Genomic DNA, 19,410 nt, shown 5'->3' with positions numbered 1-19,410 from the left:
GCCGATGACCGTCCAGCGCACCGCCCGTCCCCGGCACTACCTGATGTGCCGCCCGTCCCACTTCACCGTCGACTACCGCATCAACCCCTGGATGGACCCGGCCAAGCCGACCGACACCGACCTGGCCGTCCTGCAGTGGGAGCGGCTGTACGCCCTCTACCAGGAGCTCGGGCACACGGTCGACCTGATCGAACCGGTTCCGGGGCTGCCCGACATGGTCTACTCGGCCAACGGTGCCACCGTGCTCGGCGACCGCGTCCTGATGGCCCGTTTCCGCCACCCCGAGCGCGCCGCCGAAGCCCCCGCCTACCAGGCCTGGTTCGAGGCCAACGGCTACGCCGAGGTGGTCGCCCCGGAGCACGTCAACGAGGGCGAGGGCGACTACCTGGTCGCCGGGTCCCGGATCCTGGCGGGCACCGGCTTCCGCACCGACGCGGCCTCGCACGCCGAGGCCGAACGGGTGCTCGGCGCCCCGGTGGTGGGCCTGACCCTGGTCGACCCGCGCTTCTACCACCTGGACACCGCCCTCGCCGTGCTCGACGACGACGAGATCATGTACTTCCCCGGTGCCTTCTCGGCCGAGTCGCAGGCGGTGCTGCGCGAGCTGTACCCGGACGCGCTGCTGGCCACGGAGGAGGACGCCGAGGCCTTCGGGCTGAACGCGCTCTCCGACGGGCGGAACGTCCTGCTCGCCGAGGCCGCCCGCGGGCTCGCGGACCGGCTGGCCGAGCGCGGTTTCACGCCGATCGGCGTCGACCTGTCCGAACTGTTCAAGGGCGGCGGCAGCGTCAAGTGCTGCACCCTGGAGCTCCGTCACGCCGCGCAGGCGCCGACCGCGGGTGGTGCCGCATGAGCCCCCACCCGACCACACCCGCAGCGGCCACCGCCGCCGAGGCCACCGCCACGGAGGCCGCCCCCCTCGCGGGTGTCCTCGACTGGCTCATCGAGCCCGGCGCCCCGGCCACCGTCCGCGCCCCCGAGCTGGCCGACGCGGCCGCCGCTCGGGACTGGGTCGCCGAGCACGGCGCCGAACTGCGCGCCGGACTCGACCGGTTCGGCGCCGTGTACGTGAGCGGGCTGCCGGTCCGCAGCGTCGACGACTTCGCCGTCGTCCGCGACGAGCTGGTCCGCCGGGCCACCCCGTACCGCGAGAAGGCCACCCCCCGCAGCGACTTCGGTTCCGGCGTCTTCTCCTCCACCGACCTGCCCGCCGCGCAGGCGATCCGCCCGCACAACGAGAACAGCTACACACTGACCTTCCCCGGCCTGCTGCTCTTCGGCTGCCTGACCGCCCCCGAGGAGGGCGGCGCGACACCCGTCACCGACTGCCGCGAGGTGCTGCGATCGCTCCCCGCCGCTCTGGTCGAGCGGATGCGCGCCTCCGGCTGGGTTCTGACCCGCACCTACTCGGAGACCCTCTCGGTCGCCTGGCAGTCCGCCTTCGGGGCCACCACCCGCGAGGAGGTCGAGGCGTACTGCGCCGAGAACGCCATCGCCTGCGCCTGGGACGAAGAGGGCACGCTGCGCACCAGCCAGGTGCGGCCGGGCATCGTCCGCCACCCGCAGACCGGCGACGAAGTCTGGTTCAACCACATGGCGTTCTGGAACCGTTTCTCGCTGGACGAGGAGCTGCGCGAGGTCCTGCTGGACGAACTCGGCCCCGAAGGGCTGCCCTTCGACACGGGTCTCGGTGACGGCGTCCCGCTGACGGAGGCGGACCTGGCGGCCGTCAACGCCGCCTACGAGCGGGTCACCGTGCGCCGCGCCTGGCAGCCCGGGGACCTGCTGATCGTCGACAACGTCCTGACCGCGCACGGCCGCGACCCCTTCCGCGGCGACCGGCGGATCGTCGTGGCCATGGGCGACCCGGTCGCGGTGGCGGACTGCGCCCCGACCGTCGCCCCGCGCGCCGGAACCGTGGCGGCGGTGTCCCGTGGCTGAGCCGACGAACCTGGTGGAGCGGTTCCTGGAGACCGCCCGGACCTTCCCCGGCCGGGCCGCGGTGCACGCCGCGGACGGTGCCCTGACCTTCGAGGAGCTGGCCGGGCGCACGGCCCGGCTGGCCGCGGCGCTGCGCGGGCTCGGCGTCCGCCCGGGCGACCGGGTCGGCGTGAGCCTGCCCCGCGGCACGGGCTGGGCCGTGGTCCCGCTGGCGGTGTGGCGGGCCGGTGCGGCCTACGTCCCGCTGGACCCGGCGTACCCCGGGGAGCGGCTCGCGCACATCGCGGCCGACGCCGGGCTGCGTGCGGTGGTCGGGCGGGCGGGGGACGCGCCCGAGTGGGCCGAGGGCCTGCCGGTCCTGGACCCGGACACGGCTGCCCCGGACACGCCCGCCCCGGACACGGCGTACCCGGGCATGGCGGCGCCTGCCGCGCAGGCCGACGCGGAGCCGTCCGGCCGTGCCGGGCACCCGGCCACCGCGGCCTACGTCATCCACACCTCGGGCTCCAGCGGGCTGCCCAAGGGTGTGGAGGTCACTCACGCCGGCGTCACCGCCCTCGTCGCGGGCCTGGAAGAGCGGGGCGTCTACCCGCCCGGCCACCGCGTGGTCGCCTGGAACGCCAGCCTGTCCTTCGACGCGTCCGTGCAGCAGTGGGTCCGCGTGTGCCGCGGCGACACCCTGGTCGTCCTGGACGACGAGGACCGCACGGACCCGGCCCGGCTCGACGCGCTGCTCGACGCGTACGGCGTGACCGACCTCGACTGCACCCCCTCGCACTGGCGGCTGACCGGTCCGCGGCTGCGGCCCGGGCGTCCGCTGCGGCTGCTGCTGGGCGGCGAGCCGGTGCCGGTACCGATGTGGCGGGCGCTGGCCGAGGACCCGGCCGTGGAGGCCTGGAACCTGTACGGCCCGACCGAGTGCACCGTCGACGCCACCGCGACCCGGATCACCGGGGCCACCCCACGCCTGGGCGAGCCGCTGGCCGGGGTCCGCGCCCAGGTCCTCGACGAGGGGCTGCGGCCGGCCGCCACGGGCGAGCTGTACCTGGCCGGGCCGGGAGTGGCCCTCGGCTACGTCGGCCGGCCCGGGCTGACCGCCTCGCGGTTCGTCGCGGACCCCTTCGCCACCGACGGCAGCCGGATGTACCGCACGGGCGACCTGGTGCGCTGGCGGGCCGGCTCCGGTCTGGAGTTCCTGCGCCGCACCGACCGGCAGCTCAAGGTCCGTGGCTTCCGGGTGGAGCCGGGCGAGCTGGAGGACCGGCTGCGCGACCACGCGGCGGTGGAGGCGGCCGTCGCCGTGGCCCGGACCGGGCCGGACGGCGACACCCTCCTCGCGGCGTACTGCGTCCTGCTTCCCGGGGCCCGGGTGACCGACGCGGAGCTGAGCCGGCACTGCGGGGCCACGCTGCCCGCGTACTTCGTCCCGTCCGTCTTCGTCACGGTCGACGCGCTCCCGCTGACGCCGAACGGCAAGGTGGACACCGAGGCGCTGCCGCCGCTGCCGACGGCCCCCGCAGCCGGGCCGGAGTCCTCAGGGCGCGCCCCCGAGGGCCCGCTGGAGGAGCTGATCGCGAGCGTGTGGGCCGAGGTCCTCGGCCGGGACGGCGTCGACGCGGAGGCGAACTTCTTCGCGCTCGGCGGCCATTCGCTGCTGGCGCTGCGCGTGGTGTCCCGGCTGAAGAAGAACGCCGGGATCGCGCTGCGGACCAAGGACGTCTACCGCTTCCCCGTCCTCGCGGACCTGGCCCGGCACGCTCGGTCGGTGCGCGCCCCGGCCGTCGGGGAGGCCTCGTGAGCGTCCTCGACACCACCGCGGTGCGCCTGAAGGAGACCGGGGAGGGAGCGCCCACTCTGGTCTGCCTCGCCTTCTGCGGCGGGGGCACCGCCACCTTCCACGACTGGATCCCGGCCCTGCCGGACGGCGCCGGCCTGGTGGCCGTCTGCTATCCGGGGCGCGAGGGGCGGTTCGCCGAGGAGTTCGCCCGGACCTGGGACGAGCTCGCGACGGACGCCGCCGCCGGGGTCGCGGCGGTGGCCGGGCAGGGCCCGTACGTCCTGTTCGGGCACAGCATGGGCGGCTGGATGGCCTTCGACGTCACCGTACGGCTCGCCGCGGCGGGCGCGCCCCCGCCGCGCGCCCTGGTCGTCTCCGCCTGCAACGCCCCGGACCGCGGGGTCACCGACCGGGACCGGTTCCTGGCCCAGGGACAGCGCGACGACGAGCTGCTCGGCTGGATGACCACCCACGGCCTGCTGCCCGGACACGTCCTCGAAGAACCCGAGCTGACCGAGATGGCCGTGGAGCTGATGCGGGCCGACCTGGCCGCACGGGACACCTTCACCCACACCCCCGGTGCCCGGACCGGCGTCCCGCTCCAGGTCTTCTCCGGGGACGCGGATCCGGTCATCGGCGAGGACGTGGGTCCGCGCTGGGCGGCGCTGGCGGACGGCCCGTTCCGCCACGACGTCCTGCCCGGCGGCCACTTCTACACCCCGGAGGTGTGGCGGGGCCTGCCCGCCCGGATCCCCTCGCTGACGAACGGGGCCGCCGCGGCCCCCGCCCCCGTCCTCTCCTTGTCCGCCGCCCCGCGAGGGACGGCGGCCCCATGACGAACGGCAGCTCCATGACCTTCTCCCCCGCCTTCGGCATCAGCCACGTCGAGTCCTACGTCGCCGACCTCGCGTCGGCGGCGGCCGAGATGACCGGCCGCTTCGGTTTCCGTGCGGTCGCCCGCGCCGCGTCCGCCGACGCGGAGTCCCTGCTCCTGTGCCAGGGCCGGATCTCCCTCGTCCTCACCCAGGCCCGCTCGCCGCACCACCCGGGCGCCGCCTACGTCCTGGCCCACGGCGACGGCGTCGCCGACATCGCGCTGAGCGTGCCCGACGTGGCCGCCGTCTTCGACGAGGCGGTCTCCCGCGGCGCGGTCCCCCTGACCGTGCCGCGCCGGCACCCCGACGGCCGCACCCGGGCCGTGATCTCCGGGTTCGGCGACGTCGTGCACACCCTCGTCGAGCCGGACCCGGCCGGGCTGCCCCCGGGCTTCACCCCGCTGCCGGGCGCCGCCGCACCGGACGCGGACGGCGAACTCCTGGAGGAGCTGGACCACTTCGCGGTCTGCCTGCCCGCCGGGCAGCTCGCCCGGACGGTGGAGTTCTACACCCGCGTCCTCGGCTTCCGCATGATCTTCCAGGAGCTCATCCGGGTCGGCGCGCAGGCCATGAACTCCAAGGTGGTGCAGAGCGCCTCCGGCGAGGTCACCCTGACCCTGATCGAGCCCGACACCTCCCGCGATCCGGGGCAGATCGACCGGTTCCTCGCCGAGCACGGCGGCTCGGGCGTCCAGCACATCGCCTTCGCCTCCCGGAACGTCGTCCGGGCGGTCGGGACGCTGCGCGAGCGCGGCGTGGAGTTCCTGAGCGTCCCCGACACCTACTACACGATGCTCGCGGACCGGCTCGACCTGGCCCGGCACTCCACGCAGGAGCTCCAGCGCATCAGCGTCCTGGTCGACGAGGACCACGACGGGCAGCTCTTCCAGATCTTCACCCGCTCCACCCACCCGCGCCGCACCCTCTTCCACGAGGTGATCGAGCGGTTCGGCGCCCGCACCTTCGGCAACGGCAACATCAAGGCCCTGTACGAGGCCGTCGAGGCCGAGCGGCTGGGCGCCGGAGAGGTCCTGCGGTGAGCGGCGGTCACGACACCTCGACGGTCCCGGTCCGTCTGGAGGACTTCGCCGGTCCCGCCCGCCGGGCCCTGCCCCCGGAGGTCTGGGACTTCATCGCGGGCGGCAGCGGCGAGGAGCTGACCCTGGCCGCCAACCGGGCCGCCCTGGACCGGATCCGCCTCGTCCCCCGCGTCCTGTCGGGCCCCGGGGCCCTCGACACGTCGGCCGAACTCCCGGGCGGCCGGGCGGCGCTGCCCGTGGCGGTCGCGCCGATGGCCTACCAGCGGCTGCTCCACCCCGAGGGCGAGCTGGCCACGGCCCGTGCGGCGGCGGCCGCCGGGGTGCCGTTCACCTTGAGCACGCTGAGCAGCGTGCCGGTGGAGGAGGTCACGGCGCTCGGCGGGGTCACCTGGTTCCAGCTGTACTGCCAGCGGGACCCGGGCCTCACCGCCGAGCTGGTGCGGCGCGCCGAGGACGCGGGCTGCGCCGCGGTGATGGTCACGGTGGACGTCCCCTCGATGGGCCGGCGGCTGCGCGACCTGCGCAACGGCTTCGCCCTGCCGGCGGGCGTGGCGGCCGCGCACCTCGACCCGGCCACGACCCGCCGGGCCGCCGAGCGCCGGGCCGGGACGTGCGCGGTGGCGGAGCACACCGCCGAGTCCTTCGCCCGCGCCCTGGGGTGGGACGACCTGGCCCGGCTGCGGGAGCAGACGGGACTGCCTCTGATCGTCAAGGGGATCCTCGACCCGGGCGACGCCGCGACCGCGACCGCGGTCGGTGCGGACGCCGTCGTCGTCTCCAACCACGGCGGCCGACAGCTCGACGGCGCGGTCGCCAGCGCGGACATGCTGCCCGCGGTCCGGGAGGCGGTCCCGCCGTCCTGCCGGCTGCTGCTGGACAGCGGGATCCGCGGCGGGACCGACGTCCTGAAGGCCCTGGCGCTCGGCGCGGACGGGGTGCTGCTGGGCCGGCCCGTCCTGTGGGGCCTGGCCGCGGACGGCGCGGAAGGCGTGTCCCGGGTGCTGGGGCTGCTGGCGGCCGAACTGCGCTCCGCCCTGGAGCTGTCGGGCTGCGGCACCCCCGCCGACGCCCCCTGGCTGACGACGCTGGGGGCGGGCCGGTGACCCTCACCTCTGTGGCCCTGGACCGGGCCGATCTGCACGCGTCCCTCGCGGACCCCGCGCTGCTGTCCATGACCTTCCTCAACGAGATCGCGGCACGGTTCCCCGAGGCGGTCTCCTTCGCCCCCGGGCGGCCGACGGAGGACTTCTTCGACCCATCCGACCTGCACCGCTACCTCGACACGTACATCCACCACCTCACCGCGGACAAGGGCTACGACGAGGCCGGGGTGCGGCGGGAGCTGTTCCAGTACGGCCGCACCAAGGGCGTCGTGCACGAGCTGATCGCCCGTCACCTCGAAGGGGACGAGGGCATCGTCTGCGACCCGGAGGCCGTCCTGGTCACGGTGGGCGCGCAGGAAGCGCTGTGGCTCGTGCTGCGCGCCCTGAAGGCAGGCCCGCGGGACGTGGTGCTGGCCCTGGACCCGACGTACGTCGGGCTGACCGGCGCGGCCCGGCTGCTGGACCTCCCGGTGCGGTCGGTGCCCGAGGGCCCCCGCGGGGTGCGTCCGGAGCAGGTGCGCGAGCGGATCCGCGAGGTCCGCGCGGCCGGCGAGCGGCCCCGGGCGCTGTACCTGGTGCCGGACTTCTCCAACCCGAGCGGCCACTGCCTGGATACGGGAACGCGCCGGGAGCTGCTGGAGGTCGCGGAGCAGGAGGACGTGCTGCTGCTGGAGGACAACCCGTACGGGTACTTCCGGTTGGCGGACGGCTCCCGGCCGCCGACGCTGAAGTCCCTCGACACCGGGCAGCGGGTCGTCTACCTGGGCTCGCTGGCCAAGACCTGCTTCCCCGGCGCCCGGGTGGGCTTCGCCGTCGCGGACCAGCGGGTCACGGGGGCGGGCGGCCCGGCGCTGCTGGCCGACGAGCTGGCCCGGGCCAAGAGCATGCTGACCGTCAACACCTCGCCGGTGACGCAGGCGCTGGTCGGCGGCATGCTGCTGGAGCACGGCGGCAGCCTGCTGGAGGCCAACCGCCGCCAGATCGACGTCTACCGGCGCAACCTGCGCTGTCTGCTCCAGGGGCTGCACCGGCGGTTCGCCCGGATGCCCGGGATCCGGTGGATCACCCCCGCGGGCGGCTTCTTCGTCGTGCTCGACGTGCCGTTCCCGGTGACCGACGCCCTGGTCGAGGAGGCCGCCGTCCGGCACGGGGTGCTCTTCACGCCGATGCGCCACTTCAGCGACCAGGAGCGGGCCGGGCGCCAACTGCGGCTGTCGTGCAGCTCGTTGGACCCCGACCGGATCGAGGACGGGCTCGACCGGCTGGCGGCGCTGATCGGCGAGCACGGCGCGGCACCGCATGCCTGAGCCCGTCGCCCCGCCCGCACTCCTCCCCCCTTGCCCCGCACCATCCCCAGAAGGAACGTCCATGCACACCGACGACGCGCCCGGACCGCGGCATTCGCTCGTCCGGCCCCTGATCCGTGCCGTCCGGCGCGACCCCGCGGCGGTGGCCGTCGTCGACGGCGGCGTCGCCCGCACGTACGGCGAACTCGACCGGCTGTCCGCCGAGATCGCGGGCGGGCTCGCCGCCCGCGGCCTGGGACCGGACGACGTGGTCGCCGTCCACGGCGAACGGTCCTGGGAGCGCTGCGCCGCGGTGCTCGGCGCCTGGCGGGCCGGCCTGGGCGTGGTCTGCGTCGACCCGGGCATGCCCGCGCCGCGGGCCGCGCGGATCGCCCGGCTCTGCGCCCTGCTGGTGCGTCCCGACCACACCGCGCCGACCGGGCTCGGCCCCGCCGAGGTCGCCTTCGGCGAGCTGCGCGGCGCCCCGCTGGAGGAGCTGCGCGAGGGGACCGTCGGGTACGTCATCCCCACGTCCGGATCGACCGGTGAGCCCAAGTCGGTGGCCGTTCCCCCGTCGGTGCTGGCCGCGCTCGGCGACTGGCACGTGCGGCACTGGGCCCACGACCGCCCGCCGCACACCCTCCAGGCGGCCTCGATCGGCTTCGACGTGGGCTACGAGGAGATCGTCGCCACCTGGCTGGCCGGGGCCGCGCTGGTCGTGGTCTGCGACGAGGAACGCCAGGATCCGTTCGCGCTGATGGACCTGATCCGCGCACAGCGCGTCGCCCGGCTGTTCCTGCCGGTGGTGGGGCTGCACGCGCTGGCCACGGCCGCCGTGTTCGAACCGGACGCGATGCCCGACCTGCGGGAGATCGCGGTCGCGGGCGAGCGCCTCGTCGTCAACTCCGAGGTGCGGGACTTCTGCGCGGCCGCCGGGGTCGCCCTGGTCAACGAGTACGGGCCCAGCGAGACCCACGTGGTCACGCAGTACCGGCTGGACCCGCGGCAGGCCGCGTCCTGGCCCGAGCACCCGCCGATCGGCGGTGCCGTCGCCGGGGCGGAGCTGCTGCGCGAGGCGGACGGCGTGCTGCGGCCGTTCGCGGCGGGCGAGGAGGCGGAGCTGGTCGTCGGCGGGGGCAGTGTCGGCCTCGGCTATCTGGGCGACCCGGAGCTGACCGCGGCCCGCTTCCGGACGCTGCCCCACCGCGACGGGACCCCGCGCCGTACGTACGCCACGGGGGACGTCGTCCGGTTCGACGGGGCGGACTTCCACTTCGTGGCCCGGGCCGACGACCAGCTCAAGGTGAGCGGGTACCGGGTCGAGCCCGGCGAGGTCGAGGCGGTCCTGGGCGCGGTCCCCGGGGTCCGCCGGGCCGTGGTGGTGGCGGTGGAGGTCGCGGGGTCTCGCCGGCTCGCAGCCGTGTGGACCCGGACGGGAGCGGACGGCCCCGGGCCCGTGGAACTGGCCGCGGCGTGCGCGGCGCACCTGCCCGCGTACATGGTGCCCCGGCACTTCCGGCCCGTGGAGGACCTGCCGGTGACCGCCAACGGAAAGGTCGACCGGGCCGCCCTGCGGGCGCTGTTCGCCCCGGCCCGCGCCGCCGTCTGACAAGCACGCGCGGGTGCCCGTGGAGGCCCGCGGCGAACGAGAACGAGGAAGACCATGAGAGGAATCGACGTGACCGAGGCGGAGCGGATCCTGTGCGGTGTCCTGGCGGACCTGTTCGGAATCCCTGAGGTCGGCCCGCAGGACGGCTTCGTCCGGCTCGGCGGTGACAGCATCATCGCCGTGCAGGTGGTCGGTGCGGCCCGCCGCGCCGGGCTGCGCATCACCGTCCGGGACGTGCTGGCCCTGCCGGACATCGCGGCCCTGGCCGCCGCCGCCCGGCCGGGTGCCGGGTCCGCCCGGCCGGGTGCCGACGACGGGGTCGGGCCGGTCCGGCCGACGCCGGTGATGCGCTGGCTCGACGAGCGCGGCGGGCCCGCCGACCGCTACTACCAGTACCTGGTGGTGCGGACCCCGGCCGGGCTGACCGGGCAGAGCGCGGCCGAGGTGCTGCAGGCGGTCCTGGACCGGCACGACATGCTGCGCGTGGTCCGGGACGGCTCCGGCTGGCGGACCCGCCCGGCCGGGTCGGTGCGCGCCGCGGAGTGCCTGCGCCGGGTGGCGACGGAGGGCCGCGAGGCCACCGCCGAGGAGGTCGGGCGGGAGGTGCGCGCGGCCCGCGACCGGCTCTCGGTGGGCGGCGGGGTGATCGTGCAGGCCGTCTGGTTCGACGCCGGGGCCGGGCTGCCCGGGGCGCTGGCCCTGGTCGTCAACCACGTGGTCGTGGACGGGATCTCCTGGCGGGTGCTGACCGGCGACCTCACCCGGGCCTGGGGGGCGGTCGCCGCCGGACGGGCTCCCGCCGGCGCCCTCGACCCGGTGGCCACCTCGTTCCGCCGCTGGTCCGAGCTGCTCACCGCGGAGGCGGCCGGGGAGCGGACCGCGGCCGAAGCCCCGTACTGGAGCGGTGTGGTGCGGCCGGGTGCGGGCATCGCGGGCCGCCGCCCGCTGGACCCGGCCCGCGACCACGAGGACCGCGCCGGGCACCTCGCCCTGACCCTGCCCGCGGCGACGGCCGGGCCGCTGCTGTCGTCGGCGGCCGACCGGCTGGGCGCCGACGCCAACGAGGTGCTGCTGACCGGGCTCTCCCTGGCCCTGGCCCGGTGGCGGCCCTGCGGCCCGGAGGTCCTGGTGGAGCTGGAGGGCCACGGCCGGGAGGACATCGGAGCCGAGGCCGACCTCTCCCGTACCGTCGGCTGGTTCACCACTCTCTTCCCCACCCGCTTCGCCCTGGACGGTCTGGGCGCGGCGGACGCCGAGGACGGCGGCCCCACCGCCGCCGAGGCGCTGCGGCGGGTCCGGGAGCAGTTGCGGGCGATCCCGCGCAAGGGCATCGGGTACGGCCTGCTGCGCCACCTCGACCCGGTCGTCGGCAAGGAGCTCGCCGCGGCGGAGCCCGCGGGCCTCGGTTTCAACTACCTGGGCCGGCTGGGCGGTCCGGGCGGCGGCGACTGGCAGCTGCTGCCCGCCCACGGGGCCCGGCTCGACGCCCCCGGCCCGGGCATGCCGATGGCGCACGCCGTCGAGGTGAACGCCTTCGTGCTGGAGTCGGCGGACGGACCCGTCCTGCACGCCGACTGGGCCTGGGCCGACGGCGTCCACGACGAGGCGGAGGTCCGGGCGCTGGCCGAGGGCTGGTTCCGGATGCTCGGCGCCCTCGTCGTCCACGCCGACCACACCGGCCCCGCGGTCCCGTCCACCGTCCCGCCCGCCTCCGGCCTGACGCTCGACGCGATCGGCCAGGACGAACTGGACGACCTCGCGGCCTCCCTCGGCCTCCTCTGACCCCCACCGGACCGCACCCCCGCCCCGCCGCCGCTCTCCGACGGTTTCCCAGAAAGCGACATCAGCCATGAACACCAGCCGGCCGGCCATCGAGGACGTCCTGCCCCTCTCCCCGCTGCAGGAGGGCATGCTCTTCCACTCCGGGTACGACGAGGACTCCAAGCACCTCTACATCGCCCAGTTCACCGTCGACCTGGACGGGACGCTCGACGCGGGACGGCTGCGCCGGGCCGCCGGGGAGCTGCTGCGCCGCCACGCCAACCTGCGGGTGGTCCTCACCCACCGCAAGAACGGCGATCCCGTCCAGGTGGTCCGCCGGGACATGGAGCCGGCCTGGCAGGAGCACGACCTCGGCGCTCTGCCCGCCGGGGCGGCCGCGGAACGGGCCGCTGAGCTGACGGAGGAGGACTGGGCACAGGGCGTCGACAGCCGCCGCCCGCCGCTGCTGCGGTTCACGCTGCTGCGGCTGGCGGACGACCGGCACCGGCTTCTGGTGACGGCTCATCACATCCTGTTGGACGGCTGGTCGTTCGGGCTGCTCTTCCGCGAGCTGTTCACCCTGTACGCGGGTGGCGAGCCGGAGCCGGTGCGGCCCTATCGGGAGTACCTGGCGCACCTCGCGCGCTGCGACCGGCCCGCCGCCGAGGAGGCCTGGCGCACCGCCCTGGCCGGTCTCGGTGCCCCCGGCCGGATCGCGGACGGCGCCGGCCGGGTCTCCCCCGGCGCCACCCCCGAGGACGTGGTGGTGCGGCTGGACGAGGAGCGGACGGCGGCGCTGACCGCGCGGGCCCGGGAGTGCGGGCTGCTGCTGACCAGCGTGGTCCAGGGCGCCTGGGCGGTGCTCATGGCCCGCGCCACCGGACAGGACGACGTGGTCTTCGGTCTCACGGTCAGCGGCCGCCCCGCCGAACTGCCGGGTTCGGAGCGGATGATCGGCATGCTGATCAACACCGTGCCCGTGCGGGCCCGGATCGACGCGGCCGCCCCGCTGCGCCGGGTCTGCGCGGAGCTCCAGCGCGACCGGGCAGAACTGGTGGACCACGATCACCTGGGGCTGACGGAGATCCAGAAGCTGGCCGGTTCCCCGTCCGCCCTCTTCGACACGAACCTGGTCTTCGAGAACTTCCCGATGAGCGACTACGCGCTCGACCTGCCCGGCTTCGGCCTCGAAGCGCGGATCCGGTTCCGGGACACCACGCACTTCCCGCTGACCCTGGTGGTCGAGCCGGGCGCGGCGCTCGGGCTGCGGCTGAGCCACCACCCCGCGCTCATCGCCGCCGAGCGGGTGCGGGAGCTGGGCGAGCGGCTGGTGCGGCTGCTGGAGCGATGGACGGCCGACCCGGACGCGCCGGTGGAGGTCCTGGACGCGCTGACCGCGGCCGAGCGCCACCGGGTGCTGGCCGAGTGGAACGACACCGCCGCCGCCCTCCCCCGGTCGACGCTGACCGCGCTGCTCGCGGAGCAGGCGGCCCGGACCCCGGACGCCACCGCCGTCGTCTTCGAGGGGGAGTCCCTGACGTACCGGGCGCTGGACGAGCGGGCGGGCCGCCTCGCGGACGTGCTCGCGGCACGCGGCATCGGACCGGAGAGCCTGGTCGCGGTCGCCGTACCGCGCTCCCTCGACCTGATGGTCGCCCTGTGCGGGGTGCTGAAGGCGGGGGCCGCCTACCTGCCCGTCGACCCCGGCCAGCCCGAGGAGCGCAACCTCGGGATCATGGCCGACGCCGCCCCGGCACTGGTGCTGAGCACCGGCTGGGAGACGCCGGGGACGCCGACGCTGCGGCTGGACGTCCCGCTCCCCGCGGCGGATCCCGCACCGCGGCCGGTGGTGCTTCCCGACCACCCGGCGTACGCGATCTTCACCTCCGGGTCCACCGGCCGCCCCAAGGGCGCGCTGGTCCCGCACCGGGCCATCGTCAACCGGCTGGAGTGGATGCAGCGGGAGTACGGTCTGGGGGCCGGGGACCGGGTGCTGCAGAAGACGCCGAGCGGTTTCGACGTCTCGGTGTGGGAGTTCTTCTGGCCGCTGCTGACCGGGGCGACCCTCGTCGTCGCGAAGCCCGGCGGCCACCAGGACCCCGCCTACCTGGCCGACCTGATCGCCCGGGAGTCCGTCACCACCGCGCACTTCGTGCCGTCCATGCTCGACGTGTTCCTGCGCGAGCCCGCCGCGGCGGACGCCCGCTCGCTGCGCCGGGTGATCGCCAGTGGCGAAGCGCTGCCCCCGCACACCCAGGACGCCTTCTTCCGGGTCCTGCCCGGCGCGGAGCTGCACAACCTGTACGGCCCGACCGAGGCCGCGGTCGACGTCACGCTCTGGCCCTGCCGGGCCGGGGACGCCACCGTCCCGATCGGCCGTCCCGCCGCCAACACCCGTACGTACGTCCTGGACGGCCGGCTCGCCCCGGTGGCGCCCGGTACCCCGGGCGAGCTGTACCTGGCCGGCGTGCAACTGGCCCGCGGCTATCTCGGCCGGCCCGCTCTGACCGCCGATCGGTTCGTGGCCTGCCCCTTCGAGCCGGGGGCCCGCATGTACCGCACGGGCGACCTGGTGCGCTGGCGGGCCGACGGCGTCCTGGAGTACCTGGGCCGCACCGACGACCAGGTGAAGATCCGCGGCTTCCGCATCGAGCCGGGCGAGGTCCAAAGCGCCGCCGCGGGCTGCGCGGGCGTCTCTCACGCGGCCGTCGTCGTCCGCGAGGACCGCCCGGGCGATCCCCGGCTCGTGGCGTACGTGGTGCCCCGCCCGGGCGCCGCGCCGACGCCCGCCGGGGTGCGCGGCGAGCTGGCCGCCGCGCTGCCCGAGCACATGGTCCCGGCCGTGGTCGTGCTGGACGAGCTGCCGGTGACGCCGAACGGCAAGCTCGACCGTCGGGCCCTGCCCGCCCCCGCCCTGCGCGCCGGCGGCCGCAGTGGCCGCACCGAGCGGGAGCGGATCCTGACGGGCCTGTTCGCGTCGGTGCTGGGCCTGCCCGAAGTGGGCGCCGACGACGACTTCTTCGAGCTGGGCGGCCATTCGCTGCTGGCGATGCGGCTGGTGGCGCAGGTGCGCGGGGCGTTCGGCGCGGAGCTGGGCATCCGTGAGGTGTTCACCGCCCGCACTCCGGCCGCGCTTGCCGCGCTGATCGACGGCGCGGACCGGGCCCGTCCCGCGCTGCGGCCGCAGGCGCGCCCGGCGCAGCTGCCGCTCTCCCCGGCGCAGCGCCGGCTGTGGTTCCTGGACCGGCTCGACGGGCCGAACCCGGCCTACCACAGCGCGGTCGCGCTCCGGCTCGGCGGTCCGCTCGACGTGGAGGCGCTGCGCGGGGCACTGGCCGACCTGGCCGAGCGGCACGAGATCCTGCGCACCGTCCACCCGGAGGCCGACGGCGAGCCCCGTCAGGTCGTGCTGCCCCCGGCCCCGCCGGCCCTGGAGCTCCTCGACGCGGCCGGCGCGGACATCGACGAGATCGCCGCACGCCCCTTCGGCCTGGCCACCGACACACCCCTGCGGGCCGCGCTGCTGACGGCCGGGCCCGAGAGACACACGCTGGTGCTGGCCCTGCACCACATCGCCACCGACGGCGAGTCCTGGGGGCCGCTGCTCGGCGACCTCTCGTACGCCTACGCGGCCCGCACGGGCGGCGGCGTCGAGCCGCGGCCGCCGCTGGCCGTGCAGTACGCCGACTACACGCTCTGGCAGCGCGCCCTGCTGGACCGCGCGGCCGAGGAGCAGCTGTCGTACTGGCGCACCGCGCTGGCCGGGCTGCCGGAGGAGCCGGTGCTGCCCACCGACAGGCCCCGGCCGGAGGTGGCCGATCCGGCGGGCGCGGCCGTTGCCTTCGGACTGGACGCGGCCCTGACCGCGCAGGTGGAGGGGCTGGCCCGGGCGCACGGCTGCACCGTCTTCATGGTGCTTCAAGCCGCGCTGGCGGTGGTCCTGTCCCGGCTCGGCGCGGGCACCGACGTGCCGATCGGGACGGTCGTCGCGGGCCGTACCGACGAAGCCCTGGACGAGCTGGTCGGCTTCTTCGTCAACACCCTGGTCCTGCGCACCGACGTCTCCGCCGATCCGACCTTCGCCGAACTCCTGGAGCGGGTCCGGGACACCGACCTGGCCGCCTTCGCCCATCAGGACGTCCCCTTCGAGCAGGTCGTCGAGGCGGTCAACCCGCGCCGCTCGCTCTCCCACCACCCGCTGTTCCAGGTGGCGCTGACGATGCGCCGGGCGGCCGCCGCCGGCCTGGAGCTGCCTGGGCTGACCGCGGTGACTGAGGAGGTCGACGTACCGCGGGCCGAGTTCGAGCTGGCGCTGCAGTTCACCGAGGCGGACTCCGCGGGCGAGGGACTGCGCGCGGTCGCCAAGTACCGTACGGGCCTGTTCGACGAGGCCACCGTGCGCGCCCTCGTGGAACGGCTGCGGGGAGTCCTGCGGGCCGCGGTGCGCGCGCCGCGCGGCCGGGTCTCGGCGCTGGAGGTCCTGCTGGAGCAGGAGCGCGAGCAGCTGCTCGGCGCCTGGCTGCCGCAGGGACCGCAGCAGACCGCGGCGGGCACCGTGCACGAGGAGTTCGCCCGCCGGGCCGCGCTGCACCCGGCTACCGTGGCCCTGGTGTCCGGCCCCGACGCCATCACCTACGGGGAGCTGGACCGGCGCGCCGACCGGTTGGCGCGGCGGCTGGCCGGCCTCGGTGTCACCGCCGAGACCCCGGTGGGGCTGCTGATGGGGCGCTCCCCCGACGTGGTCGTGGCGATGCTGGCCGTCCTCAAGGCGGGTGGCGCGTACCTCCCGCTGCACACCGGCCAGCCCGCCGCGCGCACCCGGCGGATCCTGGACGCCGCGGGCTGCTCCGTGCTGCTGGTCGACGAGGCGCACGCCGGGCTCGCCCCGGAGGGCGTGCGGACGGTCCTGGCCGGCGCGGCGGAGGCCCCCGGCGCTCTCGCGGACGGCGGGGGGTTCACCCCCGCGCCGTGCCCGCCCCAGCAGCTCGCCTACCTGATGCACACCTCGGGCTCGACCGGCGCGCCCAAGGGCGTCGCCGTCACCCACCGGGACGTCCTGGACCTCGTGGCCGACCGGGGCTGGCACACCCGGGGCGCCGAGCGCGTCCTGTTCCACGCGCCGCACGCCTTCGACATCGCCGACTATGAGCTGTGGGTGGCGCTGCTGTCGGGCTGGCAGGTCGTCGTCGCCCCCGAGGGCGAGCCGACGGTCGCCGGGCTGGGCGCCCTGATCCGCGGGGCGGGCATCACCGCCGTGCACCTGACGGCCGGTCTGTTCCGCGTGGTCGCCGAGGAGGACCCCGGCCTGCTGGCCGGCGTCCGCGAGGTGCTGACCGGCGGCGACGTCGTCAGCCCCGCCGCGGTCCGCGCCGTGCTGGCCGCCTGCCCGGACACCGTGGTCCGCCACCTGTACGGGCCCACCGAGGCGACCCTGTGCGCGACCACCCACCTGATCACCGGCGCCGCGGACGCCGACGGCCCGGTGCCGATCGGCCGCCCCCTGGACGGCACCCGTGCCTACGTGCTCGACGAGCGGATGCGGCTGGTGCCGCCGGGCACCCCGGGCGAGCTGTATCTCGCCGGTGCCGGAGTGGCGCGCGGCTATCACCGACGTCCCGCGGCCACCGCGGAGCGGTTCGTCGCCGACCCGTTCGGCGCGCCCGGGACGCGCATGTACCGCACCGGCGACCTCGCCCGGTGGCGGGGCGACGGGCTGCTGGAATTCCTCGGCCGGGCCGACGAGCAGGTGAAGGTCCGCGGCTTCCGTGTGGAGCCCGGCGAGGTCGAGGCCGCGCTGGCCGCCTGCCCGGGCGTCCGCCAGGCCGTGGTCGCCGTACGGGCCGCCGCGGACGGCGAGAAGCGGCTGGCCGGGTACGTGGTCGGGGAGGTCTCCGGCCCCTCGGTGCGGCGTCGGCTGGAGCGGCTGCTGCCGGATTACATGCTGCCTTCGTACGTCCTGGTCCTGGACGCGCTGCCGCTGACGCCCAACGGCAAGGTGGACTACCGGGCCCTGCCCGAGCCCGCGCTGCCCGCTGCCGGCGGGCGTGCCCCCCGTACCCCCCGGGAGGAGATCCTGGCGGGGTTGTTCGCCGAGGTGCTCGGCCTCGACGCGGTCGCCGCCGACGCGGGCTTCTTCGACCTGGGCGGCCACTCGCTGTTGGCGACCCGGCTGGTCAGCCGGATCCGTACGGCCCTCGGGGTCGAGCTGCCGCTGCGCGACGTCTTCCGCGCGCAGACCGTGGCCGCGCTCGCGGAGCTGGCCGGGAGCGCCGACCGGGCGCGGCCGCCGCTGCGCCGTGCGGAGCCCGGGCAGGGCACGCCGTTGTCCTCGGCGCAGCACCGGCTGTGGTTCGCGCACCAGGCGGAGGGCCCGTCCGGCCACCACAACGTGCCCTTCGCCTACCGGCTGAGGGGCCCGCTGGACGCGCCGGCTCTGCGTGCGGCGCTCGGCGACGTGGTGGCCCGGCACGAGGTGCTGCGGACCGTCTTCGACGAGTGCGGTGGCGAACCGGTGATCCGGCTGCTGGAGGGTGCGGCGGCCGACGTGCCGCTGGAGGTCCTCGCCGTCGCGGAGGCCGGTGCCGTCGCGGACGCCGGTGCCGTCGCGGACGCGGTACGGGAGGCGACGGGCCACTGCTTCGACATCTCGGCCGAACTGCCGCTGCGGGCCCGGCTGCTGGAGCTGGGGCGGGACGAGTGGGTGCTGGTGCTGGTGGTGCACCACATCGCCACCGACGGCTGGTCGTGGGGGCCGCTCCTGACCGACCTGGCCACCGCCTACGCCGCCCGCCTGGCGGGCGCGGAGCCCGCCTTCGAGCCGCTGCCCGTGCAGTACCGGGACCACACCGTCTGGCAGCGGTCCGTGCTCGGCGCGGAGGGCGCCCCGGACGCGCCGATCACCCGTCAGCTCGACTTCTGGGCCAAGGAACTGGCCGGCGCCCCGGCCGAGCTGGCCCTGCCCTACGACCGGTCCCGCCCGGAGGTGGCGAGCTTCGCTGGCGGCTCCGTCCCCCTGGAGCTGGACGCGGAGCTGCACGGACGGCTGCTGGAACTGGCCCGGCAGCACGGCTGCACCCTCTTCATGGTCCTCCAGGCCGGCCTGTCGGTGCTCCTGTCCCGCCTCGGGGCCGGCACCGACATCCCGATCGGGACCGTCGTCGCGGGCCGCACGGACGAGGCACTGGACGACCTCGTCGGCTTCTTCGTCAACACCCTGGTCCTGCGCACCGACCTCTCCGGCGACCCGTCCTTCACGGACCTCCTCGCCCGGGTCCGGGAGGCCGGCCTCGCCGCCTACGCCCACCAGGACGTGCCCTTCGAGCGGGTCGTCCTGGGGGTGAACCCGGAGCGGTCCCTCGCCCGGCACCCGCTCTTCCAGGTGCTGCTCCAGGTCCAGAACGAGCCGCCCGCCCTCCCCCGCCTGACGGGCCTCACGGCGGAGCCGCACCCCGTCGAGTGGGCGGTGTCCAAGTTCGACCTCGGCGTGGACCTCGGGGAGCAGCGCGCCGCCGACGGCACCCCGCTGGGCCTCATCGGGGAACTCACCTACGCGACCGAGCTGTTCGACCGTACGAGCGCCGAGCGGCTGGCGGCGGACCTGGCCCTGGTGCTGCGCGGTCTCGCGGCCGCCCCGGAGCGGGCGGTCGGCTCGGTCGACGGCCCGGCCCCGCGCACGGCCGCGGCCGCCCCCGCCGCGCCGGAGCCGGCCGCGGACCCGGGCGGCAGCACCGAGGACCGCGTCCGCGCCCTGTACGCCGAGGTCCTCGACCGGGACGAGGTCGGCCCGGACGACAACTTCTTCGCCCTGGGCGGCCACTCCCTGCTCGTCACCCGACTGATCAGCCGGATCCGGACCGAACTCGGCCGGGAGCTGAAGATCCGCCAGTTCTTCCAGCACCCGACCCCGGCCCGCACCGCCGCCCTGCTCACCGACGCGCCGAAGGCCCGTCCCACGCTCCGCCGCGCCGCCGGTGCCTGAGCCGTCCCCCCGCCCCCGCACCACCACGCACGCCCCCGGA

10 protein-coding genes are annotated in these 19,410 nt (G+C 76.0%); all 10 read left to right on the top strand.

Features of this window, described 5'->3' with window-relative positions:
- Positions 1-4 precede the first annotated feature (4 nt).
- The 10 genes from ddaH to ACZ4VT_RS14120 all read left to right on the top strand — a co-directional run bounded on the left by ddaH (position 5) and on the right by ACZ4VT_RS14120 (position 19,370).
- Complete coding sequence (gene ddaH, locus ACZ4VT_RS14165) at positions 5-853, top strand: dimethylargininase (protein ID WP_467949391.1); 849 nt, start codon at positions 5-7, stop codon at positions 851-853.
- On the top strand, positions 850-1,941 hold the full coding sequence (locus tag ACZ4VT_RS14160) for a TauD/TfdA family dioxygenase (RefSeq protein ID WP_467949388.1): 1,092 nt from the start codon (positions 850-852) through the stop codon (positions 1,939-1,941). Before ddaH ends, ACZ4VT_RS14160 begins: the two co-directional genes overlap by 4 nt.
- Positions 1,934-3,739 carry a non-ribosomal peptide synthetase gene (locus ACZ4VT_RS14155; protein ID WP_467949386.1) on the top strand — a complete coding sequence of 602 codons (1,806 nt, stop codon included), beginning with the start codon at positions 1,934-1,936 and terminating at the stop codon, positions 3,737-3,739. The genes ACZ4VT_RS14160 and ACZ4VT_RS14155 overlap by 8 nt, the downstream gene beginning before the upstream one ends.
- The gene (locus ACZ4VT_RS14150) at positions 3,736-4,554 is read left to right on the top strand and encodes a thioesterase II family protein (protein WP_467949384.1); all 819 of its coding nucleotides are present in this window, start codon (positions 3,736-3,738) and stop codon (positions 4,552-4,554) included. Before ACZ4VT_RS14155 ends, ACZ4VT_RS14150 begins: the two co-directional genes overlap by 4 nt.
- Positions 4,551-5,633 carry a 4-hydroxyphenylpyruvate dioxygenase gene (gene hppD, locus ACZ4VT_RS14145; RefSeq protein WP_467949382.1) on the top strand — a complete coding sequence of 361 codons (1,083 nt, stop codon included), beginning with the start codon at positions 4,551-4,553 and terminating at the stop codon, positions 5,631-5,633. The genes ACZ4VT_RS14150 and hppD overlap by 4 nt, the downstream gene beginning before the upstream one ends.
- Positions 5,630-6,736 carry an alpha-hydroxy acid oxidase gene (locus ACZ4VT_RS14140; protein WP_467949381.1) on the top strand — a complete coding sequence of 369 codons (1,107 nt, stop codon included), beginning with the start codon at positions 5,630-5,632 and terminating at the stop codon, positions 6,734-6,736. Before hppD ends, ACZ4VT_RS14140 begins: the two co-directional genes overlap by 4 nt.
- Positions 6,733-8,043, top strand: coding sequence for an aminotransferase-like domain-containing protein (locus ACZ4VT_RS14135; protein WP_467949378.1), 1,311 nt, complete (start codon positions 6,733-6,735; stop codon positions 8,041-8,043). Before ACZ4VT_RS14140 ends, ACZ4VT_RS14135 begins: the two co-directional genes overlap by 4 nt.
- Before the next feature lie 61 nt (positions 8,044-8,104).
- Complete coding sequence (locus ACZ4VT_RS14130) at positions 8,105-9,631, top strand: AMP-binding protein (RefSeq protein ID WP_467949376.1); 1,527 nt, start codon at positions 8,105-8,107, stop codon at positions 9,629-9,631.
- A gap of 54 nt (positions 9,632-9,685) precedes the next feature.
- Entirely contained in the window at positions 9,686-11,413 is a 1,728-nt protein-coding gene (locus tag ACZ4VT_RS14125; RefSeq protein ID WP_467949374.1) for a condensation domain-containing protein, read from the top strand.
- A gap of 67 nt (positions 11,414-11,480) precedes the next feature.
- A complete protein-coding gene (locus ACZ4VT_RS14120) occupies positions 11,481-19,370 on the top strand; it encodes an amino acid adenylation domain-containing protein (protein ID WP_467949372.1) in 7,890 nt (2,629 codons plus the stop codon).
- The last annotated feature ends 40 nt before the right edge of the window (positions 19,371-19,410 follow it).

It is taken from the genome of Streptomyces sp. NPDC029164 (genome assembly GCF_055563995.1).
Note: the sequence above shows the minus strand (reverse complement) of the source record. Positions and strands in the feature narration are given on the sequence as shown.